General features: G+C 72.2%; 29 protein-coding genes and 1 pseudogene. 22 read left to right on the top strand and 8 right to left on the bottom strand.

The window, feature by feature from the left end; translation table 11 throughout:
- Window positions 1-65: 65 nt before the first annotated feature.
- The 13 genes from ald to AC3ETA_RS38845 all read left to right on the top strand — a co-directional run bounded on the left by ald (window position 66) and on the right by AC3ETA_RS38845 (window position 11600).
- Window positions 66-1190 carry an alanine dehydrogenase gene (ald, locus tag AC3ETA_RS38785; RefSeq protein WP_380854002.1) on the top strand — a complete coding sequence of 375 codons (1125 nt, stop codon included), beginning with the start codon at window positions 66-68 and terminating at the stop codon, window positions 1188-1190.
- A 399-nt stretch (window positions 1191-1589) separates the two neighbouring features.
- On the top strand, window positions 1590-2729 hold the full coding sequence (locus AC3ETA_RS38790; RefSeq protein WP_432197600.1) for a ParA family protein: 1140 nt from the start codon (window positions 1590-1592) through the stop codon (window positions 2727-2729).
- The gene (locus AC3ETA_RS38795; RefSeq protein WP_432197601.1) at window positions 2714-3328 is read left to right on the top strand and encodes a hypothetical protein; all 615 of its coding nucleotides are present in this window, start codon (window positions 2714-2716) and stop codon (window positions 3326-3328) included. Before AC3ETA_RS38790 ends, AC3ETA_RS38795 begins: the two co-directional genes overlap by 16 nt.
- Before the next feature lie 18 nt (window positions 3329-3346).
- Window positions 3347-4531, top strand: coding sequence for a segregation and condensation protein A (locus tag AC3ETA_RS38800; RefSeq protein WP_432197602.1), 1185 nt, complete (start codon window positions 3347-3349; stop codon window positions 4529-4531).
- On the top strand, window positions 4528-5211 hold the full coding sequence (gene scpB, locus AC3ETA_RS38805; RefSeq protein ID WP_269642727.1) for an SMC-Scp complex subunit ScpB: 684 nt from the start codon (window positions 4528-4530) through the stop codon (window positions 5209-5211). Before AC3ETA_RS38800 ends, scpB begins: the two co-directional genes overlap by 4 nt.
- The gene (locus AC3ETA_RS38810) at window positions 5211-6332 is read left to right on the top strand and encodes a pseudouridine synthase (RefSeq protein ID WP_432197603.1); all 1122 of its coding nucleotides are present in this window, start codon (window positions 5211-5213) and stop codon (window positions 6330-6332) included. Before scpB ends, AC3ETA_RS38810 begins: the two co-directional genes overlap by 1 nt.
- Window positions 6333-6475: 143 nt before the next feature.
- Entirely contained in the window at window positions 6476-7438 is a 963-nt protein-coding gene (locus tag AC3ETA_RS38815) for a sigma-70 family RNA polymerase sigma factor (protein ID WP_432197604.1), read from the top strand.
- The gene (locus tag AC3ETA_RS38820) at window positions 7435-7983 is read left to right on the top strand and encodes a TIGR03086 family metal-binding protein (RefSeq protein ID WP_432197605.1); all 549 of its coding nucleotides are present in this window, start codon (window positions 7435-7437) and stop codon (window positions 7981-7983) included. Before AC3ETA_RS38815 ends, AC3ETA_RS38820 begins: the two co-directional genes overlap by 4 nt.
- A gap of 51 nt (window positions 7984-8034) precedes the next feature.
- Window positions 8035-8277: a hypothetical protein gene (locus tag AC3ETA_RS38825; RefSeq protein ID WP_432197606.1), complete on the top strand. Its 243-nt coding sequence runs from the start codon at window positions 8035-8037 to the stop codon at window positions 8275-8277.
- The gene (locus AC3ETA_RS38830; RefSeq protein WP_432197607.1) at window positions 8268-9140 is read left to right on the top strand and encodes an MFS transporter; all 873 of its coding nucleotides are present in this window, start codon (window positions 8268-8270) and stop codon (window positions 9138-9140) included. The genes AC3ETA_RS38825 and AC3ETA_RS38830 overlap by 10 nt, the downstream gene beginning before the upstream one ends.
- On the top strand, window positions 9100-9828 hold the full coding sequence (locus AC3ETA_RS38835) for an NUDIX hydrolase (protein ID WP_432197608.1): 729 nt from the start codon (window positions 9100-9102) through the stop codon (window positions 9826-9828). Before AC3ETA_RS38830 ends, AC3ETA_RS38835 begins: the two co-directional genes overlap by 41 nt.
- Window positions 9825-10847, top strand: coding sequence for an ADP-ribosylglycohydrolase family protein (locus AC3ETA_RS38840; protein ID WP_432197609.1), 1023 nt, complete (start codon window positions 9825-9827; stop codon window positions 10845-10847). Before AC3ETA_RS38835 ends, AC3ETA_RS38840 begins: the two co-directional genes overlap by 4 nt.
- A gap of 3 nt (window positions 10848-10850) precedes the next feature.
- Window positions 10851-11600: a nucleotidyltransferase domain-containing protein gene (locus AC3ETA_RS38845; RefSeq protein WP_432197610.1), complete on the top strand. Its 750-nt coding sequence runs from the start codon at window positions 10851-10853 to the stop codon at window positions 11598-11600.
- On the opposite strand, the gene AC3ETA_RS38850 is transcribed toward AC3ETA_RS38845, so the two are convergent.
- The 3 genes and pseudogenes from AC3ETA_RS38850 to AC3ETA_RS38860 all read right to left on the bottom strand — a co-directional run.
- Window positions 11526-12269 carry a nucleotidyltransferase domain-containing protein gene (locus AC3ETA_RS38850; RefSeq protein ID WP_432197611.1) on the bottom strand — a complete coding sequence of 248 codons (744 nt, stop codon included), beginning with the start codon at window positions 12267-12269 and terminating at the stop codon, window positions 11526-11528. The two genes, AC3ETA_RS38845 and AC3ETA_RS38850, sit on opposite strands and share 75 nt — an antisense overlap.
- A gap of 22 nt (window positions 12270-12291) precedes the next feature.
- Window positions 12292-12726, bottom strand: a complete 435-nt coding sequence (locus AC3ETA_RS38855; RefSeq protein WP_432197612.1) for a Rieske (2Fe-2S) protein — start codon at window positions 12724-12726, stop codon at window positions 12292-12294.
- A gap of 57 nt (window positions 12727-12783) precedes the next feature.
- Window positions 12784-12903, bottom strand: a pseudogene (locus AC3ETA_RS38860) (DUF6529 family protein); the annotation flags it as partial.
- An 87-nt stretch (window positions 12904-12990) separates the two neighbouring features.
- Between AC3ETA_RS38860 and aroH the strand changes: the two are divergent.
- The 5 genes from aroH to der all read left to right on the top strand — a co-directional run bounded on the left by aroH (window position 12991) and on the right by der (window position 17489).
- Window positions 12991-13359 carry a chorismate mutase gene (gene aroH, locus AC3ETA_RS38865; protein WP_432197613.1) on the top strand — a complete coding sequence of 123 codons (369 nt, stop codon included), beginning with the start codon at window positions 12991-12993 and terminating at the stop codon, window positions 13357-13359.
- Window positions 13356-14441, top strand: a complete 1086-nt coding sequence (locus AC3ETA_RS38870; protein WP_376058813.1) for a prephenate dehydrogenase — start codon at window positions 13356-13358, stop codon at window positions 14439-14441. Before aroH ends, AC3ETA_RS38870 begins: the two co-directional genes overlap by 4 nt.
- A 108-nt stretch (window positions 14442-14549) precedes the next feature.
- Window positions 14550-15236 carry a (d)CMP kinase gene (cmk, locus tag AC3ETA_RS38875; protein ID WP_346182670.1) on the top strand — a complete coding sequence of 229 codons (687 nt, stop codon included), beginning with the start codon at window positions 14550-14552 and terminating at the stop codon, window positions 15234-15236.
- Between the two features lie 32 nt (window positions 15237-15268).
- Window positions 15269-15931, top strand: a complete 663-nt coding sequence (locus AC3ETA_RS38880; protein WP_432197614.1) for a lysophospholipid acyltransferase family protein — start codon at window positions 15269-15271, stop codon at window positions 15929-15931.
- A 79-nt stretch (window positions 15932-16010) separates the two neighbouring features.
- Window positions 16011-17489, top strand: a complete 1479-nt coding sequence (gene der, locus AC3ETA_RS38885; RefSeq protein WP_432197615.1) for a ribosome biogenesis GTPase Der — start codon at window positions 16011-16013, stop codon at window positions 17487-17489.
- A gap of 54 nt (window positions 17490-17543) precedes the next feature.
- On the opposite strand, the gene AC3ETA_RS38890 is transcribed toward der, so the two are convergent.
- Both AC3ETA_RS38890 and AC3ETA_RS38895 read right to left on the bottom strand, forming a co-directional pair.
- Window positions 17544-17900, bottom strand: a complete 357-nt coding sequence (locus AC3ETA_RS38890; protein WP_432197616.1) for a hypothetical protein — start codon at window positions 17898-17900, stop codon at window positions 17544-17546.
- 134 nt (window positions 17901-18034) lie between these two features.
- Window positions 18035-18817 (bottom strand): hypothetical protein, encoded by a 783-nt coding sequence (locus AC3ETA_RS38895; RefSeq protein WP_432197617.1) that lies wholly within the window; start codon window positions 18815-18817, stop codon window positions 18035-18037.
- A 539-nt stretch (window positions 18818-19356) separates the two neighbouring features.
- Here AC3ETA_RS38895 and AC3ETA_RS38900 point away from each other — a divergent pair.
- Window positions 19357-20043: a transglycosylase family protein gene (locus AC3ETA_RS38900; protein WP_432197618.1), complete on the top strand. Its 687-nt coding sequence runs from the start codon at window positions 19357-19359 to the stop codon at window positions 20041-20043.
- Between the two features lie 104 nt (window positions 20044-20147).
- Window positions 20148-20681 (top strand): transglycosylase family protein, encoded by a 534-nt coding sequence (locus AC3ETA_RS38905; RefSeq protein ID WP_432197619.1) that lies wholly within the window; start codon window positions 20148-20150, stop codon window positions 20679-20681.
- On the opposite strand, the gene AC3ETA_RS38910 is transcribed toward AC3ETA_RS38905, so the two are convergent.
- The 3 genes from AC3ETA_RS38910 to AC3ETA_RS38920 are packed head-to-tail and all read right to left on the bottom strand — an operon-like array spanning window position 20614 to window position 24649.
- Entirely contained in the window at window positions 20614-21291 is a 678-nt protein-coding gene (locus AC3ETA_RS38910) for an ATP-binding cassette domain-containing protein (RefSeq protein ID WP_432197620.1), read from the bottom strand. The genes AC3ETA_RS38905 and AC3ETA_RS38910 overlap by 68 nt on opposite strands.
- On the bottom strand, window positions 21288-24173 hold the full coding sequence (locus AC3ETA_RS38915) for an ABC transporter permease subunit (protein WP_432197621.1): 2886 nt from the start codon (window positions 24171-24173) through the stop codon (window positions 21288-21290). Before AC3ETA_RS38915 ends, AC3ETA_RS38910 begins: the two co-directional genes overlap by 4 nt.
- Window positions 24173-24649: a hypothetical protein gene (locus tag AC3ETA_RS38920; protein ID WP_432197622.1), complete on the bottom strand. Its 477-nt coding sequence runs from the start codon at window positions 24647-24649 to the stop codon at window positions 24173-24175. The genes AC3ETA_RS38915 and AC3ETA_RS38920 overlap by 1 nt, the downstream gene beginning before the upstream one ends.
- Before the next feature lie 156 nt (window positions 24650-24805).
- Between AC3ETA_RS38920 and AC3ETA_RS38925 the strand changes: the two genes are divergently transcribed.
- Window positions 24806-25354, top strand: a complete 549-nt coding sequence (locus AC3ETA_RS38925) for an MTB12 C-terminal domain-containing protein (protein ID WP_432197623.1) — start codon at window positions 24806-24808, stop codon at window positions 25352-25354.
- Entirely contained in the window at window positions 25329-26624 is a 1296-nt protein-coding gene (locus AC3ETA_RS38930) for an ABC transporter substrate-binding protein (protein WP_432197624.1), read from the top strand. Before AC3ETA_RS38925 ends, AC3ETA_RS38930 begins: the two co-directional genes overlap by 26 nt.
- Window positions 26625-26676: the final 52 nt, after the last annotated feature.

The raw sequence follows: 26676 nt of genomic DNA on the forward strand, positions 1-26676 counted from the left end.
TCCCGGTGTGCCCTGCACGCCTGGGTATGTATGGAAATGCCCCCACACCCTCTGAGCCAAGGACCGTGATCGACGTGAAGGTCGGCATCCCCCGCGAGGTCAAGAACAACGAGTTCCGGGTGGCCATCACCCCCGCCGGCGTGCTGGAGCTGGTGCGCCATGGCCACCAGGTCGTCATCGAGCAGGGCGCCGGTGTCGGCTCGTCGATCCCGGACAGCGAGTACGTCGCCGCCGGTGCCCAGATCCTGCCCACCGCGGACGAGGTGTGGGCCACCGCCGACCTGCTGCTGAAGGTCAAGGAGCCCATCGCCGAGGAGTACCACCGCCTCCGCAAGGACCAGACGCTCTTCACCTACCTGCACCTGGCCGCTTCCAAGGAGTGCACGGACGCCCTCATCGAGTCCGGCACCACGGCGATCGCGTACGAGACGGTCGAGCTGCCCTCCCGGGCCCTGCCGCTGCTCGCCCCGATGTCCGAGGTCGCGGGCCGCCTGGCCCCGCAGGTCGGTGCCTACCACCTGATGCGCGCCAACGGCGGCCGCGGTGTGCTGCCCGGCGGCGTCCCCGGCGTGCTCGCGGGCCGCGCCGTCGTCATCGGCGGCGGTGTCTCCGGCTGGAACGCCGCGCAGATCGCCATCGGCATGGGCTTCCACGTGACCCTGCTCGACAAGGACATCAACAAGCTCAAGGAGGCGGACAAGATCTTCGGTACGAAGATCCAGACCGTCGTCTCCAACACCCTCGAGCTGGAGAAGGCCTGCCTGGAGGCCGACCTCGTCATCGGTGCCGTCCTGATCCCGGGCGCCAAGGCCCCGAAGCTCGTCACCAACGAGCTCGTGTCGCGCATGAAGCCGGGAAGTGTCCTTGTCGACATCGCGATCGACCAGGGCGGTTGCTTCGAGGACTCGCGTCCCACCACGCACGCCGAGCCGACCTTCCCGGTCCACGAGTCGGTCTTCTACTGCGTCGCCAACATGCCGGGCGCGGTGCCCAACACCTCCACCTACGCGCTCACCAACGCGACGCTGCCGTACATCGTCGAGCTGGCCAACCGCGGCTGGGTCGAGGCGCTGCGCCGTGACGCCGCGCTGGCCAAGGGCCTCAACACGCATGACGGCAAGGTGGTTTACCGCGAGGTGGCGGAGGCGCACGGCCTGGAGCACGTGGAGCTCGAAACGCTGCTCGGCTGAGCCGATCGCCTAAGTCACTTTCTGGTAAAGGCGATACGTCAACACCACTCGTCAACCGTACGCACCCGGCCGGACCTTGCCCGAAAAGGTCCGGCCGGATGTGTGTATGGTCACTTTGCGACTCTCGGTCAACTCGCCTCGAACGCAACCCTTCGACCGATTCGCACACCGGTGAAACCTGCCGTGCGACGGCCGTACGCCCTTGACAGCGGGATGTTTCATTGTCGACACATCTGCCCGGTCCGGCGGATTGTGTTGCTGCGGACGCCCGACACGCCATAGAGTCGCCAACCGTCGGCATGGTGCCACGCTGACCTGTCTAGAAGTTTCCTGGTCACCAAGGAGGTAAGACGACTTGTGAATGAGTCGACATTTTCTCCCGGGGGTGGTCAACCAGGAATGCCGGTACGGGGCCAGGGTCCCGCGGGGTTCGAGGCTGTCGGCTCCGTCGCGGTGCGCACCTTCGCAGCCCACCAGGGTCACCAGGCCCCCTCAAGGGTGACTCTGCCAGCACACATGAGCATGGATGGCCATCACGTGAACGCCATGGCCGGCGACGGAAGTGGCGCGCCCCACAACCACTTCGCCGACTACGACGAACTGCCCGAAGGGCACTTCTACGACCCCGACGCGGAGTACGAGCCCGACCCCGAGTACGCGGCCACGCTCGCGCCCGACGCTGCCCGGCAGCGCCGTGAGCGCATCGGCCCGACCGGGCGTCCGCTGCCGTACTTCCCGATCCCGGGTCCGCTGACCGACCACGGTCCCGCGAAGATCATCGCGATGTGCAACCAGAAGGGCGGCGTCGGCAAGACGACGTCGACCATCAACCTGGGCGCCGCACTCGCGGAATACGGACGCCGGGTCCTGCTCGTCGACTTCGACCCTCAGGGCGCGCTCTCGGTCGGCCTCGGCGTCAACCCGATGGAGCTCGACCTCACCGTCTACAACCTGCTCATGGAGCGGGGCATGTCGGCGGACGAGGTGCTCCTGAAGACGGCGGTCCCCAACATGGACCTGCTGCCGAGCAACATCGACCTGTCGGCCGCCGAGGTCCAGCTGGTCAGCGAGGTCGCGCGCGAGTCGACGCTCCAGCGCGCGCTGAAGCCGCTGATGGACGACTACGACTTCATCGTGATCGACTGTCAGCCCTCGCTCGGCCTGCTCACGGTCAACGCGCTGACGGCCGCCCACAAGGTGATCGTGCCCCTGGAGTGCGAGTTCTTCGCGCTGCGCGGTGTGGCGCTGCTGACCGAGACCATCGAGAAGGTCCAGGAGCGGCTCAACCCGGAGCTGGAGCTCGACGGGATCCTCGCCACGATGTACGACTCGCGCACGGTGCACAGCCGTGAGGTGCTCGCGCGTGTGGTCGAGGCGTTCGACGACCACGTGTACCACACGGTCATCGGGCGCACGGTGCGCTTCCCGGAGACCACGGTCGCCGGTGAGCCGATCACCACCTACGCCTCCAACTCCGTCGGTGCCGCCGCCTATCGCCAGCTCGCCAGGGAGGTGCTCGCCCGGTGTCACGCCGAGTGAGTCTGCCGGGGGCCGACGAACTGTTCCGTACGACAGGGGGTATGGCGCTCCAGCCGTCCACTCCCCGGCGTCCCGCCAACGGCGAGGCCCGGGTGCCGGCTCCCGCGGGGGAGAGCGACTCGGCCGCGGCCGTGGAGGACGCGCCGCAGTCGGTGCCCGCACAGGGCGGTGACGGCGACGGCGCGGAACACGTGGCGGCCGACGCGGAGTCGGCCGATGCCGGCGAGTCCCGCAGCCGGTCCGCCGCCGCGGAGCGCTCCTCGCGTCGGCAGGCGGCGCAGGAAGGTTCTGCCGGAGCGCCCGTGAGTGCCGCCGGTGCCGGCGCCGCCTCCGGTGCGGCCGCCGCAGCGCCGCGCAAGCGTGGGCGCTCCGCCTCGCGCCGGCCCAGTGGCCGCGAACGGCACGACGAGAAGATCACCGTGTACGTCTCCGCCGAGGAGCTCATGGATCTGGAGCACGCCCGGCTGGTGCTCCGCGGCGAGCACGGGCTGGCCGTCGACCGCGGGCGGATCGTCCGCGAGGCGGTGGCGGTGGTCCTGGCGGATCTGGAGAGCCGCGGAGACGCCAGCATCCTGGTCCGACGGCTTCGCGGGCGGTAGCGGTAGCCTGCGGGGGCCATGACCTCGAACGATGTTCCCGCCCGCGGTGCCGGTGCCTCCGGCGGCCGTCGGCGTGCGCTGGGGCGGGGGCCGGGAACGGCGCCGGTGTCCGTGCCGGATCCTGTTGCTCCGGAGCCGGAGCCGGAGCCGGAGCGCGAGCCCGAGGTTGCCGAGGTACCCGAAGCCCCTGAGGTTTCCGCGGTTCCCGAGGTCGTGGTCCCGCAGCCGCAGCCCGAGCCCCCGGTCTTCGTGCCGGAGCCCCCGGCCGTTGTGCCGGAAGCCGGTCCTGAGCCGGTCCTGGATCTCGGTCCTGAGCCGGTCCCGGATCCCGGTCCCGAACCCGAGGCCGCCGCCCCGCAGGACGGGACCGAGGCCGGTGACGGCGGTGACGAGGGCGGTGTCTTCAAGGTCCGGCTCGCCAACTTCGAGGGCCCCTTCGACCTGCTCCTCCAGCTGATCTCCAAGCACAAGCTGGACGTCACCGAGGTCGCGCTGTCCAAGGTCACCGACGAGTTCATGGCGCACATCCGGGCCATGGGGCCGGACTGGGACCTCGACGAGACGACCGAGTTCCTCGTCGTCGCGGCGACCCTGCTCGACCTCAAGGCGGCCCGGCTGCTGCCCTCCGCCGAGGTGGAGGACGAGGCCGACCTCGCGCTGCTGGAAGCCCGGGACCTGCTGTTCGCGCGACTGCTCCAGTACCGGGCGTACAAGCAGATCGCCGACATCTTCAACCGCCGGCTCGACGAGGAGGCGCGGCGCTATCCACGCACCGTCGGGCTCGAACCGCACCATGCCGAGCTGCTGCCCGAGGTCGTCATCAGCATCGGGGCGGAAGGATTCGCCAGGCTCGCGGTCAAGGCGATGCAGCCCAGGCCCAAGCCGCAGGTCTACGTCGATCACATCCATGCGCCGCTGGTCAGCGTGCAGGAGCAGGCCGGGATCGTCGTCGCGCGACTGAAGGAGCTCGGCGAGGTCAGCTTCCAGGCCCTGGTCGAGGACACCGACGACACCCTGACGGTCGTCGCGCGCTTCCTTGCCCTGCTGGAGCTGTACCGCGAGAAGGCGGTCGCCCTCGACCAGGAGACCGCGCTCGGCGAGCTCCTGGTGCGCTGGACCGGCGGGGAGGGCGACGAGGCACCGATGGTGACCGACGAGTTCGACCGGCCGCCCGAGCCGCCCAAGGAGGAGAAGAAGTCGTGAGTGAGGAGACCACAGAGCTTCCGGCCGGGCTGCGAACCGTCGCGGACCTCGACCTCAAGCCCGCCCTGGAGGCGATGCTCATGGTCGTGGACGAGCCCGCGACCGAGGAGCACCTCGCGAAGATCCTGGAGCGGCCCAGGCGCCAGGTCGCCGACGCTCTGCGGGAGCTCGCCGACGAGTACGCCGTGCAGGGCCGCGGCTTCGAGCTGCGGTTCGTCGCGGGCGGCTGGCGCTACTACACGCGTGCCGAGTACGCCCCGGCCGTGGAACGCCTGATCCTGGACGGCCAGACCGCCCGGCTCACCCAGGCCGCCCTGGAGACCCTCGCGGTCGTCGCCTACCGCCAGCCGGTCAGCCGCAGCCGGGTCTCCGCCGTACGCGGAGTCAACTGCGACGGTGTGATGCGCACCCTCCTCCAGCGCGGGCTGGTCGAGGAGGCGGGCGCGGAACCCGAAACAGGTGCGATCCTGTACAGGACGACGAACTACTTTCTGGAGCGGATGGGCCTGCGCGGTCTGGACGAGCTCCCGGAGCTCGCGCCCTTCCTCCCGGAGGCGGAGGCGATCGAGGCCGAGACCCAGGAAGGTGTGCCGTCGTTCGACCCGGACGCTCCCGATGACGGTCCGGGCGCCCCGGCACCACGGGGCACCGACGACGTAGACGACCAGACGGAATTTTGATGCGAAGCAGCAGCGGCAGGAACAGCAGCGGAAACAACGGCGGGAGCCGTGGTGGCAACAGCGGCGGCCGCGGCGGAAGCAGCGGTGGCCGCGGTAATTTCCGTGGCGCCGGTAACAACCGCGACGACAAGCAGGGCGGGCGGCCGAAGAGGCCGCGCCCGGAGGAGCGGCGCTACGACGTGGGCCCCGGCGCCACCCAGGACGGTCCGAAGTCGGGGCGTGGCGCCTCGGCGCGCGGCGGCGCCAAGGGCGGCCCCAAGCAGTCCCAGGGCACCGGCCGGGGCCGCTCGGCTCCGGCGACGTCCCGCGAGTACGACGCGCGGGCCGAGGAGCGCAACCGCGAGCGCTACGCCGGCAAGAAGGACGTCAAGCTGCCCAAGACGTTCCCCGGCGCCGAGCAGGAGGGTGAGCGGCTGCAGAAGGTCCTCGCGCGGGCGGGCTACGGCTCGCGGCGTGCCTGCGAGGAACTGATCGAGCAGGCCCGCGTCGAGGTCAACGGAGAGATCGTCCTCGAACAGGGCAAGCGCGTCGACACGGAGAAGGACGAGGTCAAGGTCGACGGCCTGACGGTCGCGACGCAGTCGTACCAGTTCTTCTCGCTGAACAAGCCCGCCGGTGTCGTGTCGACGATGGAGGACAACGAGGGTCGGCAGTGCCTCGGTGACTACGTCACCAACCGGGAGACGCGGCTCTTCCACGTCGGGCGGCTCGACACCGAGACCGAGGGCGTCATCCTGCTCACCAACCACGGTGAGCTGGCGCACCGGCTGACCCATCCCCGGTACGGCGTGAAGAAGGTCTACCTCGCGCACATCGTGGGTCCGATCCCGCGCGACCTGGGCAAGAAGCTCAAGGACGGCATCCAGCTGGAGGACGGGTACGCGCGCGCGGACCACTTCCGGGTCGTCGAGCAGACCGGCAAGAACTACCTGGTCGAGGTCACCCTGCACGAGGGCCGCAAGCACATCGTGCGCCGCATGCTCGCCGAGGCGGGCTTCCCGGTCGACAAGCTGGTGCGCGTCGCCTTCGGGCCGATCACCCTCGGCGACCAGAAGTCGGGCTGGCTGCGACGCCTTTCGAACACCGAGGTCGGGATGCTGATGAAGGAAGTCGACCTCTAGGAATCCCATAGGAATCCCATAGGAATCCCGACAGGAAGTCCGACAGGAAGTCCGATGTGTCGGCCGGTCCCGGAACCGTTCCGGGACCGGCCGATGCGTTTTCGCCCCCGCGCCGGTCTGTACTGGTGACGGAGGGAGCGGGGATGAGTGCGACCACTGCGGACCGGGACGAGTTCATCCGGCTGACCGACCCGTACCGGCGGGAGCTGCTCGCGCACTGCTACCGGATGCTGGGCTCGGTCGACGAGGCCGAGGATCTGGTGCAGGAGACGTATCTGCGGGCCTGGCGGTCCTACGACGGTTACGAAGGCCGCGCCTCCTTGCGGACCTGGCTGCACCGGATCGCCACCAACACGTGTCTGACGGCCCTGGAGAGCCGCGCGCGACGTCCGCTGCCCCCGGGGCTCGGCGGGCCCGCAGAGGCGCCTGAGGAGCCGCTGACGACCCCCTTGACGGACGTTCCGTGGCTCCAGCCGCTGCCCGACGCGCTCGTCGACCCGGCGAACGTCGTGGCCGCGCGGGGGAGCCTGCGCCCGGCGCCGGTCGCGGCGCTCCAGAATCTGCCGGCGCGGCAGCGGGCCGTGCTGATCCTGCGGGACGTGCCGGCGTGGCGGGCGGCCGAGGTGGCCCCGCTGCTCGGCACGTCCACCGCGGCGGTGAAGAGCAGCCTGCAACGCGCGCGTGTCCGTCTCGACGAGGTCGCGCCGGAGGAGGACCTCGTGGAGGAGCCGGCGGGCGCCACCGACCGGGAGGTGCTCCACCGGTACGTGGCCGCGTTCGAGAACGCCGACCTGGACTCGCTGATCGACCTCCTCCGGGACGGCGTCGAGCCGGAGATGCCGCCGTACGCGCAGTGGTACCGCGGCAGGGCGGACGTGCTGCGGTGCCTCAGGGCGCGGGTGCACGAGAAGGGCACCCCGCGGATGCTGCGCACGCGCGCGAACGGGCGGCCGGCCGGGGCGATGTACGTACGCGGCGCGGACGGCGTCTTGCGCGCGCACTCCGTGCAGGTGCCGACCGTGCGCAAGGATTCACCGGCCCGCGTCACCGCCTTCCTCGATCCAGAGGTGCCGGCCCGGTTCGGACTGCCGAAGGAGCTGCCGTGAACTCCGGGGAACTGCTGGAGCGTTCGCTCGCCTACACGCTGGGGAGCGTCGCGGAGATCGGGTCCGTGAACCTGGGGCGCGGGACACCCTGCGCCGAGTGGGACCTCGGGGAACTGCTCACCCACATCGACGACTCCCTGGAGGCGCTGTACGAGGGGCTGACGGGCGGGCGGATCGGGCTGTTCCCGCGTGCCGACCGGGTGTGCGGCCTGCGTACGCGCGCGTGCGCGGTGCTCGGCGCCTGGGCCGCCGGGCCCGCCGAGGAGCGCGTCCTGGTCGGTGAACGGCCGCTGGACGTGCGGGTGACGGGTGCCGTGGGCGCCGTCGAGATCGCCGTGCACGGCTGGGACGTCGCCCAGGCCTGCGGCCGGCCCAGGCCCATCCCGGCCGCCCTCGCCGCCGAACTGCTGAGCGTCGCCCGCCTGGTGGTCGCGGAGGAGGACCGGGGCGTGCGCTTCGGCGCGCCGGTCGACGTGGCGCCACGCGCGCGTGCGGACGTGCGGCTGCTGGCCTTCCTGGGCCGCCGCGATTCCTTTCCGGGGTGAGCCGGGTCTGCCTTCCGTGAGTGACCCGAGCGACTCACGGAAGGCACGGCCATGACCGACACCTTCAAAGCCCCACCACTGGGCACGCCACCCGCCGAACGGGCCCCGACCCGGCGCGTGTGGACCGTCGCCCTCGCCGGCCTCGGCGCGCTGCTGTGCTCCCTCGACGTCGTGGTCGTCGCCACCGCGCTGCCCGCGCCGCGCGCGGACTTCGGGGCGAGCCTGTCCGACCTGGAGTGGACGATCAACGCCTACAACCTCGTCTTCGCCTGCCGCTGGCGACCGTGGGCCTGACGGGCCTCGCCTGGGCGCCGGTGCGGGCGCCCGAGGCCGGCTGGGGGAGTGTCGAGGCGCTGACCGCGCTGGCGGTCGGGGCGGTGTTCGTCGCGGGGTTCCTGGCCCGGGAACGCGCCGGCGCCCGCTACCCGATGCTGCCCCTGTCGCAGTTCCGGCGGCGCGACTTCTCGACCGCCAACGCCTCCGGCTTCCTCCTCTTCGCCTCGCTGCTCGGCGCCCTGTTCATGATCACGCAGCTCTTCCGGCTCGGCCTCGGCTGCTCCCCGCTGGAGGCGGGCGTCCGCACCCTCGTCCGGAACGCCACGCCCCTGCTGGTCGCGCCCATCGCCGGGGCGCTCGCCGACCGGGCCGGGAACCGGCCGTTCATGCCCGGCGGTCTCGTCCTGCAGGCGACGGGCCTCGCTCTGCCGGCCGCACGGCTCGAACCCGGCGTCGGATACGGCAGCCTCGTCCTCCCGCTGATCGTCGCGGGCATCGGCATCTCCATGGCGTTCCCGAGCGTGGCCGACGCCGTGACCTCGGCCGTCCCGCTGGGCGACGCGGGCGTCGCGGCCGGCGTCAACAACGCGCTGCGCGAGCTGGGCGGCGTTTTCGGGGTCGCCGTCGCCGCGGCCGTGTTCACGACGTACGGCGGCTACGGCTCGCCCGGGGCGTTCATCGACGGCGCCGGGGCGGCGCTGTGGGTGAGCGCGGGCGCGGCGGCCGTCGGAGCAGCGGTGGCGGCGTTCGCGCCCTCCCGCGGCCGGACCTGGGCAGGGGGTTGCCGTAGTCCTCCCACCCTCTTTATAGTCGTAGTGACTATTAAGGGGGTGGGTTCGTATGGGCCACGACACGTCGGAGTACGACAAGTACGCCCATGAACCCTTCGCCGTCACCGCCGACCTCGCCGTCCTCACGATCCTCGACGGCGTCCTGCACGTCCTGCTCGTCGAGCGCGGACAGGAGCCGTACAAGGGGCACTGGGCGCTGCCCGGCGGGTTCGTGCAGCCGGACGAGTCGGCGGAGACGGCCGCCCGGCGTGAACTCGCCGAGGAGACCGGCCTGTCGGACGTCTCCGGGCTGCACCTGGAGCAGCTGCGGACCTACAGCGAACCCGACCGCGATCCCCGGATGCGGGTCGTGACCGTCGCGTTCACCGCGCTGCTGCCCCACCCTCCCGAACCGCACGGCGGCAGCGACGCCGCGCAGGCCCGCTGGGTTCCGTACGACACCGCGGGGCCGCTCGCCTTCGACCACGACCGGATCCTGGCCGACGCCCATGAACGCGTCGGCGCGAAGCTGGAGTACTCCGGTCTGGCCACCGCCTTCTGCCCGCCCGAGTTCACGCTCGGCGAGTTGCAGCACGTCTACGAGGTGGTGTGGGGCACCGCCCTGGACCGGCCCAACTTCCGCCGCAAGGTGCTCGCCACGCCGGGCTTCGTCGAACCCGTCCCCGGCGCCGCCCGGCTCACCGGCGGCCGCGGCAAGCCGGCCGCGCTGTACCGCGCCGGCACCGCCACCGCTCTTCACCCGCCCCTGCTGCGGCCCACTTCGGAAGGACCCGCATGACCACGACCACCGTCCGCAAGCGTGCCGCCACCGGCTCCCTGCTCGGCCTCGCCCTCGGGGACGCGCTCGGCTTCCCGACCGAGTTCAGCGACGTGCCGTCGATCCTCGCCAAGTGCGGCCCGTGGCGCGGGATGGAACTGCCGACGCCGGCCATCGTCACCGACGACACCCAGATGACGCTGGCGTTGGGGAAGGGGCTGCGGACGGCGATGGACCGGGGTGTTCTGGGGCCGAAGCGGCTGGCGCGGCCGGTGCGCGAGGAGTTCGTGGACTGGTACCGGTCGCCGGAGAACAACCGGGCGCCGGGCCGGACCTGCCTGGTCGCCTGCAATCTGCTGAAGGACGAGAACCTGCCCTGGCAGGACGCCGGCCAGATCGGCTCCAAGGGCTGCGGCGCCAACATGCGCGTCGCGCCGATCGGGCTCGTCCCCGGGCTCAGTGACGAACAACGGGCGGGTGCCGCCCAGTTGCAGTCGGCGCTCACCCACGGGCACCCGACGGCGCTCGCCGCGTCCGACCTGACCGCGCACGCCGTACGGCTCCTCGCGCAGGGTGCCGAGCCGACCGGGCTGGTCGGGCTGCTGCGGTCGTACGCCTACGAGAACCGCACCCAGTACCACGAGCGCTGGCTCGGCGATCTGTGGACGCGCAGCCAGGACCCCTCGGCCGAGCACTTCATCGCACGCGGCTGGGGCGAGTGCCTGGCTGTCCTGGACCGCCTCCAGGAGGCCCTGCGCACCGCCTCGCCGGAGACCGACCCGTGCCTGGCGACCGGCGAGGGCTGGATCGCCGAGGAGGCCATGGCCACCGCGCTGCTGTGCTTCCTGTGGTTCGTCGACGAGCCGCTGACCGCGCTGCGGCGGGCCGCCTGCACCGCCGGGGACTCGGACTCGATCGCCTGCCTGGCCGGGGCGTTCGCGGGCGCCTGGCTCGGCGCGGACGTCTGGCCGACGGAGTGGGCGGACCGGATCGAGTACCGGGGGGACCTCATGACCCTCGGGGCGCTCTGGGACGCTTGAGGGGTGATCGACGCCCTGGACATCGACCTCGCGCCCGTCGTCGCCGAACAGCCCGACCCGGTGCTCTTCGCGACCGTCTCCGGCGCGCATCTGTACGGCTTCCCGTCGCACGACTCGGACGTGGACCTGCGCGGAGTGCACCTGCTGCCGGCCGCCGACCTCGTCGGGCTGCGCGAGCCGGACGAGACACGGTCGCGGATGTGGCTGCGGGACGGCGTCGAGATGGACCTGGTCACGCACGACGTGCGCAAATTCGTACGGCTGATGCTGCGCCGCAACGGCTACGTGCTGGAGCAGCTGCTCTCGCCGCTCGTCGTGCACACCACCGACGCCCACCGGGAACTGGCCGACCTCGCTCCCGGCGTGCTCACCGGCCACCACGCGCATCACTATCGGGGCTTCGCCGGTACGCAGTGGCGGCTGTTTCAGAAGACCGGCGAGCTCAAGCCGCTGCTCTACACCTTCCGGGCGCTGCTCACCGGGGTGCATCTGATGCGCAGCGGTGAGGTGCAGGCGCATCTGCCCACGCTGCTCGGCGAGGTCGACGCGCCCGGCTACCTGCCGGAGCTGATCGCGGCCAAGGCGGCGCGGGAGCACGGGTCCGCCGACGTCGACCACACGCGCGTGGCGGCCGACGTGGAGCGGCTGCACGGTGTGCTGGACGAGGCGCAGGCGGTCTCAGCCCTGCCCGACGCCCCCGCTGCCCACGACGCCCTGCACGCCTTCGTCGTACGGATCCGGCTGGAGGGCTGAGGCGCGGCGGACGCGGACCAGGAAGTCCTCCACCCGGCGGCGGTCCGGTTCGGCCGGCAGCGGGCTCGCGCGAAGGGCCTGATCCGCCTCGTCCGCCAGGCGGGTCATCCGGGACTCCACCTCCGGCCAGGGGACCTCGCCGCGCTTGACCCGGAGCAGCGGCTCGCGCAGATCACCGACGTCGATCGTCAGCTGCCCGGCGCGCAGCAGGTCGCGGGCGCTCGTCAGCAGGCGCAGCAGGTGCATCGCGTGCTTCCAGCGCGGGGCGCCGTGCAGCCGGATGTCGGCCTCGAGCTTCTTGCGCTGGCCGAGCGCGTAGCGCGTGAACGTCTCGTACGCCTGCCGGGACAGGAACGCCTCGCGCAGGGCGAGCAGCTCGCGGCCGGTGCCGTCGACGTGCTCCACGAGCGGGGAGTGCAGGCACTCCAGGATGTTCGGGTTGGCGCGCAGGGCCAGCTCGCAGAAGCGCTCCAGCTCCCAGCTGAACTGTTCCTCCAGCGGGCCCTCGACATGCGTCGGCGGCTTGTCGAAGCGCCAGAAGAGCGGCGTGGGGGCGAGGAACACGCCGCGCCGGTCGGTGTCGCTGCCGTCCGTGGCCAGACCGAAGGCGCGCGAGCCCATCACACAGGCGTAGACCGTGTGGTCGCGTACCAGGGTCTCGGGATGCATGTCCCGGAGCGTACGCGGCGGATCACGCCAGGCTGATCGAATTTCCGTCCACGACGATGTTCATCGCAGGCAGTGGCTTCGTGGCCGGAGGGTTGGCGACCGCGCCGTCGGTGATCTCGAACTTGCTGCCGTGGCACGGGCAGTTGATCGTCCCGTCCGAAACGCTGCCGACCAGGCACTGCTGGTGGGTGCAGATGGCGGAGAAGGCCTTGAACTCGCCCTGCTGCGGCTGGGTCACCACCACCTTCCGGTCCTTGAAGATCGTGCCCCCGCCCACCGGGATGTCGGCCGTGTCGGCGAGCTTCTCGCCCGCGCCGTCCTGGCCGGGGGCGGTGGTCGTGGCCGACGCCGAGTCGCCGCCGCCGTCGTCGGAACCGCCGCAGGCGGCGACGAGCGCCGTCGCGCCCGTCGCGCCCGTGGCGATGAGGATCGTGCGCCGCGTCGGACGGTTGGTCATGTCGTCACTCCGAAGGTGCGGAAGAAAGCCAGAGAGCGGTGGCCGGCCCGGAAGCCGCTCAGAGCGGATCAGCAGCATCTTTGCATCGAAAGCAACAAAGGCGAAGCAACCTGGGATGGAGTGGGTGAAAACATACGAACCGTGCGTCTGGCGGCCCGGCGGGGCCGGTCGTCTCAGCGGGCGGGCGAGAGGCGTGAGCCGTACGCGGGCTGACTAGGCTGGACTTCCGAAGAGCCGATCCATGACTCAGCAAGGAGCAGCGCCGTGGCGGTACGAGCGGTCCGGGGGGCCGTCCAGCTGGAGCGGGACGACGCCGGCCACATGGACGAGCAGGTGGGGGCCCTGCTCACCGCGATCCTGGAGCGGAACGACCTCGCCGCGGACGACCTGATCAGCATCTGGTTCACGGCCACGCCCGACCTGCACAGCGACTTCCCGGCGGCCGCCGCCCGCAAGCTCGGCCCCGGCTTCGCCGACGTACCGCTGATCTGCGCCCGGGAACTGGACATCGAGGGCGCCATGCCCCGGGTCGTACGCGTCCTCGCGCACATCGAGTCCGACCGGCCCCGCGCCGACATCGCACACGTCTACCTCGGCGCCGCGGCCGCCCTGCGCAAGGACATCGCCCAGTGAGAACCGCACTCGTCATCGGCACCGGCCTCATCGGTACGTCCGCCGCGCTGGCGCTCGCCGCCCGCGGTGTCGTCGTCCACCTCGCCGACCACGACCACGAGCAGGCCCGCACCGCCGCCGCGCTCGGCGCCGGCACGGACGAGGCCCCCGACGGGCCCGTCGACCTCGCGATCGTCGCCGCCCCGCCCGCGCACGTGGCGGGGGTGCTCGCCGACGCCATGCGCCGGGGCGTGGCGCGCGGCTACCTCGACGTGGCCAGCGTCAAGGGCGGTCCGCGCCGCGAGCTGGAGGCGCTCGGGCTCGACCTGTCGTCGTACATCGGCACGCACCCCATGTCCGGCCGCGAGAAGTCCGGCCCGCTGGCCGCGACCGGCGACCTCTTCGAGGGCCGGCCCTGGGTGCTGACGCCGACCCGCGACACCGACACCGAGGTGCTGAACCTCGCCCTGGAGCTGGTCTCGCACTGCCGCGCGGTGCCGGTGGTGATGGACTCCGACGCCCACGACCGCGCGGTCGCCCTGGTGTCCCACATGCCCCATCTGATGTCCAGCATGGTCGCCGCCCGCCTGGAGAGCGCCGAGGAGACGGCCGTACGGCTGTGCGGCCAGGGCATCCGGGACGTGACCCGGATCGCGGCGTCCGACCCCCGGATGTGGATCGACATTCTCTCCGCGAACCCCGGACCGGTCGCCGACCTGCTCACCGACGTCGCCGCCGACCTGGAGGAGACGGTGCGGGCGCTGCGCGCGCTCCAGTCGTCCGACGAGGACAAGCGGACCGAGGGCACCGCCGGGATCGAGGACGTGCTGCGCCGCGGGAACGCGGGACAGGTGCGGGTTCCCGGCAAGCACGGGGCCGCTCCGCGGGTCTACGAGGTCGTCGCCGTGCTCATCGACGACCAGCCGGGACAGCTGGCGCGGATCTTCGCGGACGCCGGCCGGGCCGGGGTCAACATCGAGGACGTGCGGATCGAGCACGCGACCGGGCAGCAGGCCGGCCTGGTGCAGCTGATGGTGGAGCCGAAGGCGGCGACGGTGCTCAGCGCCGCGCTGCGGGAGCGGGGCTGGGCGATCCGGCAGTAGGCCGCCGAGCAGGCGCGGCCGGACGAGTGACGGGAACCCAGTAACCTTGTGCGGGGCGCCTTCGCGTCCCCGCACTCCCGCCACACCGCACCAGGAAGGTGTCCCCCCGTGGAAAACGGTGCCGCCAAGCCCGTGATTGTCGCCATCGACGGCCCCTCCGGCACGGGCAAGTCGAGCACGTCGAAGGCCGTCGCCGCGCAGCTCGGGCTGAGCTACCTCGACACCGGCGCCCAGTACCGGGCCATCACCTGGTGGATGGTGACCAACGGCATCGACATCGAGGACCCGACCGCGATCGCGGCCGTCGCCGGCAAGCCCGAGATCATCTCCGGCACCGACCCGGCCAACCCCACGATCAACGTCGACGGCACCGACGTGGCCGGTCCGATCCGCACCCAGGAGGTCACCTCCAAGGTCAGCGCGGTCAGCGCGGTGCCCGAGGTCCGGGCCCGGATCACCGAGCTCCAGCGCTCGCTGGCGACCTCCGCCGAGTACGGCATCGTCGTCGAGGGCCGCGACATCGGTACGACCGTGCTGCCCGACGCGGACCTGAAGATCTTCCTCACCGCCTCCCCGGAGGCCCGTGCCGCCCGCCGCAGCGGTGAGCTCAAGGGCGCCGACGTCAACGCCACCCGCGAGGCCCTGATCAAGCGTGACGCGGCCGACTCCAGCCGCAAGACCTCGCCGCTCGCCAAGGCGGGCGACGCGGTCGAGGTGGACACCACCGCGCTCACGCTGCAGCAGGTCATCGAGTGCGTCGTCACGCTCGTCGAGGAGAAGCGAGCCGCGAAGTGAGCGCCCGCCCGTCACCCGACCACCACCCCTCAATGAGGCGCTGTGCCCCGCCCCGGCTGCCTTCCGAGCGGGGTGCCGACGTCGGCCGGCGCATCGGCGTCGGCCTGATGTTCGGGCTGTGGCGGCCGCGGGTCCTGGGCGCCTGGAAGGTGCCCGCGACCGGTCCGGTGATCCTCGCGGTGAACCACAGCCACAACATCGACGGGCCGATGGTGATGGGCGTGGCGCCCCGCCCCGTGCACTTCCTGATCAAGAAGGAAGCGTTCGTCGGCCCGCTCGACCCCTTCCTGACCGGCATCGGCCAGCTGAAGGTGGACCGGCACGCCGCCGACCGCACGGCCATCACGCAGGCCCTCGACGTCCTGCGGAACGGCGGCGTCCTCGGCATATTTCCCGAGGGCACCCGGGGTGAGGGCGACTTCGCCTCGCTGCGCTCCGGACTCGCCTACTTCGCCGTGCGCGGCGACGCCCCGATCGTCCCGGTCGCGGTTCTGGGAAGCTCCGAGAGGCGCGGACGGTTGGTCAAGGGGCTGCCTCCGCTGCGGCACCGGGTCGACGTCGTCTTCGGCGAGCCCTTCGAGGCGGGGGACGGCAGCGGGCGGCGCACCCGCAGGGCGCTGGACGAGGCGACCGAGCGCATCCAGAAGGAGCTCACCGAGCACCTGGAAAACGCCAGGCGGCTGACCGGCCGCTAGGCGACACTGAGTAGTGGATCAGCCGGGCGAAACCGGGCGTTCCACCGATCACCACGATGAACGACGAGGTACGGACTTCATGAACGACCACATCCACTCCGAGGGCTCGGGCGAGGAGCACGACCACGGAGCGCTTGGCGACGCCGAGTACGCGGAGTTCATGGAGCTCGCCGCGGAAGAGGGCTTCGACGTCGAGGACGTCGAGGGCGCCATCGAGGCGGCCGGCCACGGCCCGCTGCCCGTCCTCGCCGTCGTCGGACGGCCGAACGTCGGCAAGTCGACCCTCGTCAACCGCATCATCGGCCGCCGCGAGGCCGTCGTCGAGGACAAGCCGGGCGTCACCCGCGACCGCGTGACCTACGAGGCCGAGTGGGCGGGCCGCCGCTTCAAGGTCGTCGACACCGGCGGCTGGGAGCAGGACGTCTTCGGCATCGACGCCTCCGTGGCGGCGCAGGCCGAGTTCGCGATCGAGGCCGCCGACGCCGTCGTGTTCGTCGTCGACGCCAAGGTGGGCGCCACCGACACCGACGAGGCGGTCGTACGACTGCTGCGCAAGGCCGGCAAGCCCGTGGTGCTGTGCGCCAACAAGGTCGACGGCCCCAGCGGTGAGGCCGACGCCTCCTACCTGTGGTCCCTCGGCCTCGGCGAGCCGCATCCGGTCTCGGCGCTGCACGGCCGTGGCACCGGCGACATGCTGGACGCCGTCCTGGAGGCGCTGCCGGAGGCGCCGCGCGAGGCCTTCGGCGGAGCCGGTATCGGCGGCCCGCGCCGCATCGCCCTGATCGGCCGCCCGAACGTCGGCAAGTCCTCGCTGCTGAACAAGGTGGCGGGCGAGGAGCGCGTCGTCGTCAACGAACTGGCCGGCACCACCCGTGACCCGGTCGACGAGCTCATCGAACTCGGCGGTGTCACCTGGAAGTTCGTCGACACGGCGGGCATCCGCAAGCGCGTCCACCTCCAGCAGGGCGCCGACTACTACGCCTCGCTGCGCACCGCGGCCGCCGTCGAGAAGGCCGAGGTCGCGGTCATCCTGATCGACGGCTCCGAGTCCATCTCGGTCCAGGACCAGCGCATCGTCACCATGGCCGTCGAGGCGGGCCGGGCGATCGTCATCGCCTACAACAAGTGGGACACCCTCGACGAGGAGCGCCGCTACTACCTGGAGCGGGAGATCGAGACGGAGCTCGGCCAGGTCGTCTGGGCGCCCCGGGTGAACGTCTCGGCGCGCACCGGACGGCACATGGAGAAGCTGGTCCCGGCGATCGAGACGGCTCTCGCGGGCTGGGAGACCCGGGTCCCGACCGGTCGGCTGAACGCCTTCCTCGGTGAGCTGGTCGCCGCCCACCCGCACCCGATCCGCGGCGGCAAGCAGCCCCGCATCCTGTTCGGCACCCAGGCGGGCACCAAGCCCCCGCGGTTCGTGCTCTTCGCCTCCGGCTTCATCGAGGCGGGCTACCGCCGCTTCATCGAGCGCCGGCTGCGCGAGGAGTTCGGCTTCGAGGGGACGCCGATCCACATCTCGGTGCGGGTCCGCGAGAAGCGCGGCAAGAAGAAGTAGAAGTAACGGACATGGCTGAAGGGCGGCCCGCAATGGGCCGCCCTTCGCATGTGTTCAGCCTCGGCGCGCCGGCGGCAGCGCGGCCGGGACATGGTGCATCCCCGAGCCCGAGCCCTGCTGGCCGATGTGCCCTACCCGCTGCCACTGAGGCTGCTGACCGCTGCCGTGGCGGGCGCTGTGCGCCCCCGCGCTGTAGGCGCTGTACGAGCTGCTGAACGACCCCGGGCGATGCCCGCCGTACGGGCCCGTACCGCGCTGGATGTTCCCGAAGGCGATGAACCCCAGGTCCTCCTCACCACTGCGATCACCCGGCAGCGAACGGAAGGACTTGACGTACTCGGCGTAGAGCGCGTCGTAGATAGGCGTGGGCGATGGGCCGCCCTGATGGCGGGGAACGTCGTATGCATGCACGTATGTCCAAACGACCCGGCTCCGGAAGAGATGCGGCCGGGCCGCGTCCTGAAGGGGCGCGGGGAACTGCGTGCCAAGCCACCGGTGACCCGCAGCCGCCGGCCTTCGCGCAGTCCCCGCTGAACAGGCGCTTCTCACGTGCCGGCAAGCGGCAGCGCCGCCGCGACCAGCTTCCCGTTCGCCGCAGCCTTGTCCAGCGCGTCCCGCAGCAGGTCCTCGCGGGGCTGACGCCCGATGGATCCCACCGGCGCGGCGAACATCAGCACCTGCTGGTGCTTGTTCGCGGCGGCCCGCCACCCGTCCGTCACCAGCAGCGGCTGATGCGCCTGCCACCACGCGACCGGCTGCCCGCCGTTCGTGCCCGGCTGGAGCACCGCGTGCAGCTGCCCCATGGCCAGCAACACCGACCACCCGTGCAGCACCGGCGGCACATCGGACAGCTCGGTCGCCGGCATGAACCCCTGTTCGATGAGCAGCGGCAGGAAGTCGTCCCCGGCGCCGACGGCCCCGGGGCGCACGATGGGCCCGGTCGGCTCGACGACGAGCGCGGGGTGCAGTTCCCCGGCGATCAGCACCAGTCCGCTGGTCACGCCGAGCACGGCCTGCTCCGGCACGATCGCGTCCGGCTCCGGGGCGACCCGGTCTCCGGTGATGGACTTCACGGCGCCCTGCAGTTGCTCCTCGGTGACCTGGACGACCTGTGACGGCAGGCAGGTGGCGTGGGCGAAGGCGAGGACGGCGGTCTCGTCGCCGATGAACAGGACGGTGCTGGTGCGCTCCTGTCCGGAGTCGCCCGGGGTGCGGCAGGACGTGCAGTCGTAACTGCCGGGGGCGTTCTCCCCGGCGAGCAGCCGGTCGGCTTCCTCGTCGCCGATCTCGGCACGTACCTCGTCGCTGACATCGAGCATGCGCGGCACGGGTGGCTCCTCGGGATGTGGTGCGTGGCGGGGCCGGGTGGCTCCCGGTCCGTGAACCGGGCGGGTCCCGGGCTCATGAAGAAGACAACGGGCGATCTGTGGCGGGAGTCACGCACGACAGCGAACGGAATCGAACCATCCGACGCGCAGGGTCACCTTGCGTGCGGAATTGCCCACTCACCGTCAAGTCCTTGGAAATGCAAGGAAGTTGGTTGCGTGGGGTGTATCACAGATCGTCGGGGTCGCTGGTCGACAAATCCGGAAATCAGGGAATGAAGTGGGTGGCCGAAAATCGCCGATACCGGAGGTAACTGCGAACTGGCCTGGACCGACGAGGAGTTGGTTGATCCCGGCCGGTCGATGTCCCTACATTCCTCCGCCGTGTGCAGCGAGCACCGCTCGGGTACGTCCGCCGAACGCACCGACAGGCTTCACCGCACGACCTTGCGGCGGACGGGGCGAGCGCGATCCACACGCCCCATGGCGTGGCGGATGGCGTTTTGTCCTGGGGGAGCCCGGGTCCTTCGAGAGGGACCTACATGTCCGAATGTGCCGATAACACTCACAGCAACGCTCGGAAGGCGCCGAAGGCTTCGAACGGAAGCCGGACACGTACGACGGCGGTCCTGGCCGGGGCGGCACTGCTCGCCCCGCTCGGACTGCTGGCCGCGACCGGCAACGCCGCAGCGGCGGACAGCGGAGTGTGGGACCGCATCGCACAGTGCGAGAGCGGCGGCAACTGGCACATCAACACCGGCAACGGCTACTACGGCGGACTTCAGTTCTCCGCCTCCACCTGGCGCGCGTACGGCGGTACGGCCTACGCGCCGACGGCGGACGGGGCCACCAGGGCCCAGCAGATCGCCGTGGCCACCAAGGTCCAGCGCGCCCAGGGGTGGGGCGCCTGGCCGACCTGTTCGGCCCGGGCCGGCGCGTACGGGAGCGCACCCGCGGCCTCCGCGGGCGGTTCGACGTCCTCCGCGGGCAAGGCGGCCCCGTCGACCGCCAAGTCGGCGCCCGCCGCTCCGTCACGGGCGCCGGAGCGCTCCTCGGGGAACACGACCCGTGACTCGTCCCGCGGCGACTACACCGTCCGTGCGGGCGACACGCTGAGCGGCATCGCCGCCCGGCACGGGACCACCTGGCGGCAGCTCTACGCCGCCAACCGGTCCGTCATCGGCGTAGATCCCCACCTGATCATGCCGGGGCAGCGTCTCGAACTCTGAGCAGCGCGCTCAAGGCCCCGCCCGGTCCGCCGACCGGGTGGGGCGCTCGCGGTCGTCGGACGCGCCGCACCGGTCGTCGGCAATAAGCTGCCTAGCGTGCTGATATGAAATACGCACCGCTTACGATCGCCCTGGCCACCGCCCTGTTGACCGCCGTCGGCCCGGGCACGTCGCACGCCACGTACGCGCCCCAGGTGGCGTCTCCGCTACCGGCCTCCGGTCCCCCTCCCAAACCCGCGTCCCTGGCCTGTGCCAAGAGTCATTGGCCCTGGGGCTGTGTCGCCAAGTGCGAGAGCGGCGGGGATTGGCACATCAACACCGGCAACGGCCACTACGGCGGGCTTCAGTTCTCGCAGCGGACCTGGGCCGGCTTCGGCGGGCTGAAGTACGCCCCGCGCGCGGACCTCGCCAGCCGCAAGGAGCAGATCGACATCGCCCGCAAGGTCGTGGCCGTGCAGGGCTGGGGGGCCTGGCCGCACTGCTCCAGACGGTACGGGCTCAAAGGCCGTATGAAGCTGGAGAAGCCCCAGGTCGACGTCACCAGGAACCGCCTCGCGCCCGGCCTGCTGGTCATGCCGAGGGGCGCGAGGCTGAACGCCGCGCTGCCCGGCGCTCGTACTCGCCCGTCTCTCCGCTGAACACGACAGCGCCCCGCCGCAGTTCGTGAACGACTGCCGCCCGGCCCCGCAGGCCGGGCGGCAGTCGTTGCTCCGCGACGACCACGCACGCGTCGAGGCCGCTCAGCAACGCGTACGTACGGGCGGCGACCGGGGGCGACATGCCCTGCGCCGGCTCGTCCACGAGGACGACACGCGCGCGTGCCAGCAGGGCCCGGGAGAGCGCCAGCATGCGCTGCTCGCCGCCGGACAGCGTGCCCGCGCGGCGCGCGAGGAGGGGTTCCAGCGGCGGGTAGGCGTCCAGGGCGATGTCGTACGACCGGGACGCCAGTTCGAGGTTCTCGCGCACGGTGAGGGAGCCGAAGACCGCCTGCCGCTCCGGGACCAGGCACAGTCCGCGGCGGGCCCGCTCGTGGGCGGGCATCCGGGTCACGTCGACGCCGTCCCACACCACGGCGCCCGCGGACAGCCGTACCGTTCCGGCCAGTGCGCGCAACGCTGTCGTACGGCCCGATCCGTTCCGGCCCAGCAGGACGGTGAGGCCGGGGCCCGCGGCGGCGACCGTGACGCCGTGCAGGGCCTCCAAGGGGCCGTAGCGCACGCGCGCGTGACGCAGCGAGACGGTCGTCATGCGGGGGCCTCCCGGGTGCCTGCCGTGTCGGGTACGTCGAGTACGCGGTCGGGTGGGCCGGAGGCGACGATGCGGCCCGCCGTCATGACGTGCACGGTGTCGGCGAGGTCGGCGACCAGGTCGAGGTCGTGTTCGACGACCAGCAGGGCCATGCCGTCCGCGGCGAGGGCCTTCAGAACGCGGGCGAGCGCGGTGACTTCCGCCGTGTCCAGGCCGGCGGCGGGTTCGTCGAGCAGCAGGACGCGGGGGGCGCCGGCGAGGGCGCGGGCCAACTCGACGCGTCTGAGGGTGCCGGTGGGCAGACCCGCGGCGGGCAGGGAGCGTACGGGGCCGTCCAGGCCGAGGAGCCTGAGGGACCTCTCCACGGCCGACGGGTCCTGGAGCCTGCCCTGTTCGGCGCCCACGCGAACGTTCTCGGCGACCGTCAGTGAGGGGAAGACGGCCAGTTGCTGGAAGGTGCGGGCGACGCCGAGGCGGGTGCGGGCGTGGGCGGGCAGGCGGGTGATGTCGCGGGTGCCGAGGCGCACTTGGCCGTGCGCGGGGCGGTGGGTGCCGGCCAGGCAGTGGAACAGGGTGGACTTTCCCGCGCCGTTGGGGCCGACGACGGCGGTGACGTGGGCGGCCGGGACGGTGAGGGTGATGTCCTGGAGGGCGGTGAAACCGTCGTAGCGGGCCTGGAGGCTGAGGATGGTGAGGGCGGGGGCGGGTGGCCCCTGCGGGGGCTGAGCGGCCTCGGCGGGGCGGCGGGCCCTCGGCCGTCGCAGTGGTTCGGCCGCTGTCCGTTCCTCCGGGCCGGTCGCCGTGCGTCGCCCTTCGCGCGCTGCTTCCTCGGGGCCGGTCGCCGTGCGTCGCCCTTCGCGCGCTGCTTCCTCCGGGCCGGTCGCCGTCCATCGCCCTTCGCGCGCTGCTTCCTCGGGGCCGGTCGCGGGCCGCTGTCTCTCGCGCGCTGCCGCCCGCTCCTGCCGGGCTGGTGCCGCCCCGGCGCCCGACGCGGTCAGGCCTGTCAGGGTCGGGCTCGGGGCCGGTTCCGGGGGCCGTGGGCGCAGCAGATGCCGCACACGTGTGCCCTGCGCGGTGAGGCGGGGACGGCGGCGCAGGCGGGCCGTGGCGGTGCGAAGGGCCTCGTACGGGCCGCCGGGGAAGCGGCCCACCAGTACCGCCAGTACGCCGATGAGCGCTGCCGCCACGCCGCCGCGGGCGCCCGCGTCCAGGCCGACCAGGAGGGCCGCGGCGGCCAGGGCGCCCAGGGTGCTGTCGGCGCCCAGGACCACCACCGCGGCGAACCAGAGCAGGCCGCGGACCGGGTCGTAGGCGGCGGGGTCGAAGGCGCGCAGGCCCATGCCGAGCATGCCGCCGCCGAGGGCGGCCAGGGCGGCGCCGGAGACGAAGGCCGCGAGCTTGAGGGAGGGCACCTGGACGCCCGCCGCCGACGCCCCGGACTCGTGGTCCCGCATCGCCGCCAGCGCCCGGCCCGTGCGGCCCCGGCGCAGCAGCCAGGTCGCCAGCAGGGCCACCGCGAGGAGGGCGAGTTCCAGGACGTAGTACGCGCGGTCGCTCTCGAAGCCCGCCGGGCGGCCGAGGGACAGGCCGGCGATCGCGTAGGGCTGGGCGAAGACGAAGCGGCTCACACCGACGCCGACCGCGAAGGTGGCCAGGGCCAGCGCCAGGCCGCGGCGGCTGATCGCCGGCCAGCCGGTCAGCAGGCCCAGCGGGGCCACCAGGACGACCGCCAGGGCCAGTGCGGCGAGTTCCGGCAGGCGGGGCAGGCCAGGGAAGCGGCCGGCCGCCAGCAGGGCCGTGAACAGGGCGCCCAGGCCCGCGTAGGCCGCCTGCCCGAGCGAGATCTGGCCGCCGCGGCCGGTGACGACGACCAGGGACAGCAGCACCACGCCCAGCGCCGGCACCTGCACCGACGTGTGCAGGTCCGAGCCCGCGAAGCCGAGCGGGAGCAGGAAGAGGACGATCGCCACGATCCAGGCGCCCGGAGGGGTCGGCACGCGCGCGGTGGCCGTGCGCGGGAGCGCGTCGCGGGTGCCCACGCCCGGCATGACCAGGGCCGCGATCAGCAGGGCCACCACGAAGAGGTTCGTGCCCACCGCCTGGAGCAGCGGCGCGCCCCAGCCCGACGGATGCAGCCGGGTCAGCTGGCTCTGCGCGACACCGATCGCCAGCGCCGTCACCACCGCGACCGGCAGACTGCGCATCCTGGCGGCCACCGCGACCGCGACGACCTCCATCACCAGCAGCGGCATGCCGTACGGGTCCAGGCGCACGTACGGGGCGAGCAGGACGCCCGTCAGGCCCGCCGTGAACGAGCCGAACGCCCAGCCCGCCGCCGCGACCCGGTCGGCGTCGATGCCCCCGAGGACGGCCAGCCGGCGGTCGTCGACCACGGCCCGCAGCTCCCGGCCGAAACGGGTCCAGCGGATCACCGCGCCGACCGCGGCCGCCAGCAGCAGGGCCACCGCGAGCTGGCCCCAGGGATCCGCCGACACCAGCTCCGGCGCGTCGGCCCGTGCGCCCTGCCCCCACAGCAGCGCCGCGCCGCCCACGAGCAGCACGAACACTCCGATGGACGCGACCAGGGTCTGCGCCGGGTCACTGCCCAGGACGGACAGCGGCCTGAAGACGAACCGTTCCAGCAGCATCCCGATGCCGGGCGCCAGGACCAGCAGCGTCACCGTCGCGCCCGCCCACAGCGGCCAGCCCCACTCCACCACGCACTGGCGCAGCACATACGCGCACACCATCGCGATCGCCCCGTGCGCGAAGTTCAGCACGCCCGTCGAGCGGTACGTCACGACCAGGCCGATCCCGGTGAGCGCGGCGGCGCTGCCGACCGAGAGACCGGCCAGCGTGAGGTCGTACGTCAGCGAGGACATCAGTCATCCGCTTCGGCGGGCTCACAGATCGGGCACGGGCCCAGTTCGCCGCTCCTCACCAGCTTGGCATCGACGGGGACGGCCTCTGCCTTCCCGGCGACCAGCGGGCAGTCCGCCCGGTGCCAGAGCGTGCCGCCGGGCACCATCAGCAGGTCCCCGCTGACCGCCAGAGGCGCCGCGGCGGACTGCCCGGACTCCTCGGCGTCGGCGGGCTCCGCGGCCACCAGAAGGCCGTACAGCTCCTCCACGCGCGCGGCGGCGAGGGCGCCCCGGCCATGGGTCAGCAGGACCGCCCCGGCGACGATCAGCGCGGCGCCGGGCACCGTGCAGGACGCCAGGTACGGCAGCTGACGCTCGGCGAACCGCTCGCCGGAGACGCCGTACCAGCCGATGACGCACAGCACCGCGCCGGCCGCGAGCGCGGCCCAGCCGGCCCACAGGACGGGGTGCACGGTCCGCAGTCGGGCTGTCCGCATCGCTGGCTCCCACACGTCGGGTTTGTGTGCACGCACACGGGGTTTCTGCGCATGTGCCTGTCCATGTCAGCCAATGGCTTGCACTATGCCTCCTGCAAGCTGACCCTGAAAGCACCGGGCGCACACGGCCCGGATCGACACCCGGTGGTGAGCCAGATGGTTCTCGGGAGCGACCTCAGGCGACACGAAACACGCAGGCGGCGGGGGACGGCACTGGCGGCCGCCCTGCTCCTCTCCCTCGGCCCGGCCCTCGCCGCGTGCAGCGACGACGAGGGCGGCGGCAGCGAGACACCGCCGACTCCGACCGTGGAGCAGACCCAGCAGTCGCCGGCCGCGACGGCGCCCGCCGACGCGGGGGCGGCCGAGACCGAGATCAAGCAGAACTGGCAGAAGTTCTTCGACCCCGAGACCTCCCTGAAGGACAAGCAGACCGTCCTGGAGAACGGCGCGCAGATGGCGCCGGTCCTCCAGGCGTTCAGCGGCGACGAGCGCGGCGGACAGGTCGAGGCGCAGGTCTCCGAGATCGAGTTCACCTCGCCCACCGAGGCGGACGTGACCTACGACCTGACCCTCAAGGGCGCCACCGCCCTGCCGAACGCCTCCGGAACCGCGGTCGAGCAGGACGGCACCTGGAAGGTGTCCGCCAAGACCCTGTGCGCGCTGGTCCAGTTGAGCGGCAATGGGTCACCGATCCCGGGGTGCTGAGGCGGCGATCGCCGTGCTGCTGCTGACACTGGGTACGGCGTGCGGCAGCCGGTTGCCCGAGAGCGACTTCGAACACCGGGACCGGGGCAGCCCCTCGGAGCCGGCCCGGGACCGCACCCCGATCCGCGTCGGCGTCCTCACCAGCGCCACCAGCCCCGTCGGCGGCAACGCCTTCACCGGCCCGCGCGACGGCGCCAAGGCGTACTTCGACCGCCTCAACGCGCGCGGCGGCATCGACGGCCGCCGCGTCGAGGTGCGCCTGTGCGACGACGGCGGCAGCGGCATCGGCAACAACGAGTGCGTGCACCGGCTGATCGACGAGGACAGGGTCGTCGCCCTGGTCGCCACCACCGCACTGGACTACGCGGGCGCCTCGCGCGTCTCACGCGCACGCGTGCCCGACATCGGCGGCCAGCCCATCGGGGCCGCCTACGACACCTGGCCGCACCTGTACGGCATCTACGGCAGCCTCGCCCCCCGTGACGGCACCACCGGCTGGGACGGCGAGCAGTACGGCGGAACAGAGGTCTACCGCTACTTCAAACGCGAGCACGGCGCCCGGACGGCCGCCGTCGTCTCCTACAACCAGCCCGCGTCGGCCGCCTACGCCCGGCTCGTCGAACGGGGACTGAAGGCCGAGGGCTACAAGGTCGTCACCGAACAGGTCGACTTCGCGCTGCCCAACTTCCGCGCGGCGGCGGCCGACCTGAAGGAGCAGGGCGCCGACCTCGTCTTCGACGCCATCGACACCCACGGCAACGCCCGGCTGTGCGAGGCGATGGACGACGTCGGCGCCGATGTCACCGCCAAGGTGACGAACGTACAGAACTGGACGTCCACCGTCGCCGAGGACTACAAGGACGCACCGCGCTGCCGCAACGCCCTGTGGGCGACCGGGTCGTCCCGCAACTTCGAGGACACCGACCAGGACGCCGTACGCGAGTTCCGGGACGCCACCGAGGGCCTGGACAGCCACTCCCAGTGGCAGCTGGAGGGCTGGGCGGCGGCCGAGTGGTTCACGGACGCGGCGAAGGCGTGCGCCCCGAAGGCCGTCACGCGCGCGTGCGTCGACGACCACATGAACCACAGCCAGGGCTACACCGCCGGCGGACTGCTGATCCCGGTCCGGTTCGAGCGGCTGCCCGAGCCGCCGAAGAGCCGCCGGACCTGTCTGTCGGTGGCGCGCTGGGCGGACGGCAGGGGCTGGGTGTCCCAGGGAGACATGAACGACACGTGCTTCGAGGTCCCGCAGCTGCCGTACCGGCCCTGACGGGGCAACCGAACAGCCGGTTCGCCGGTCCAACCCACGAAGCGGAGAGACA

The sequence above is a fragment of the Streptomyces sp. bgisy027 genome, from assembly GCF_057710365.1.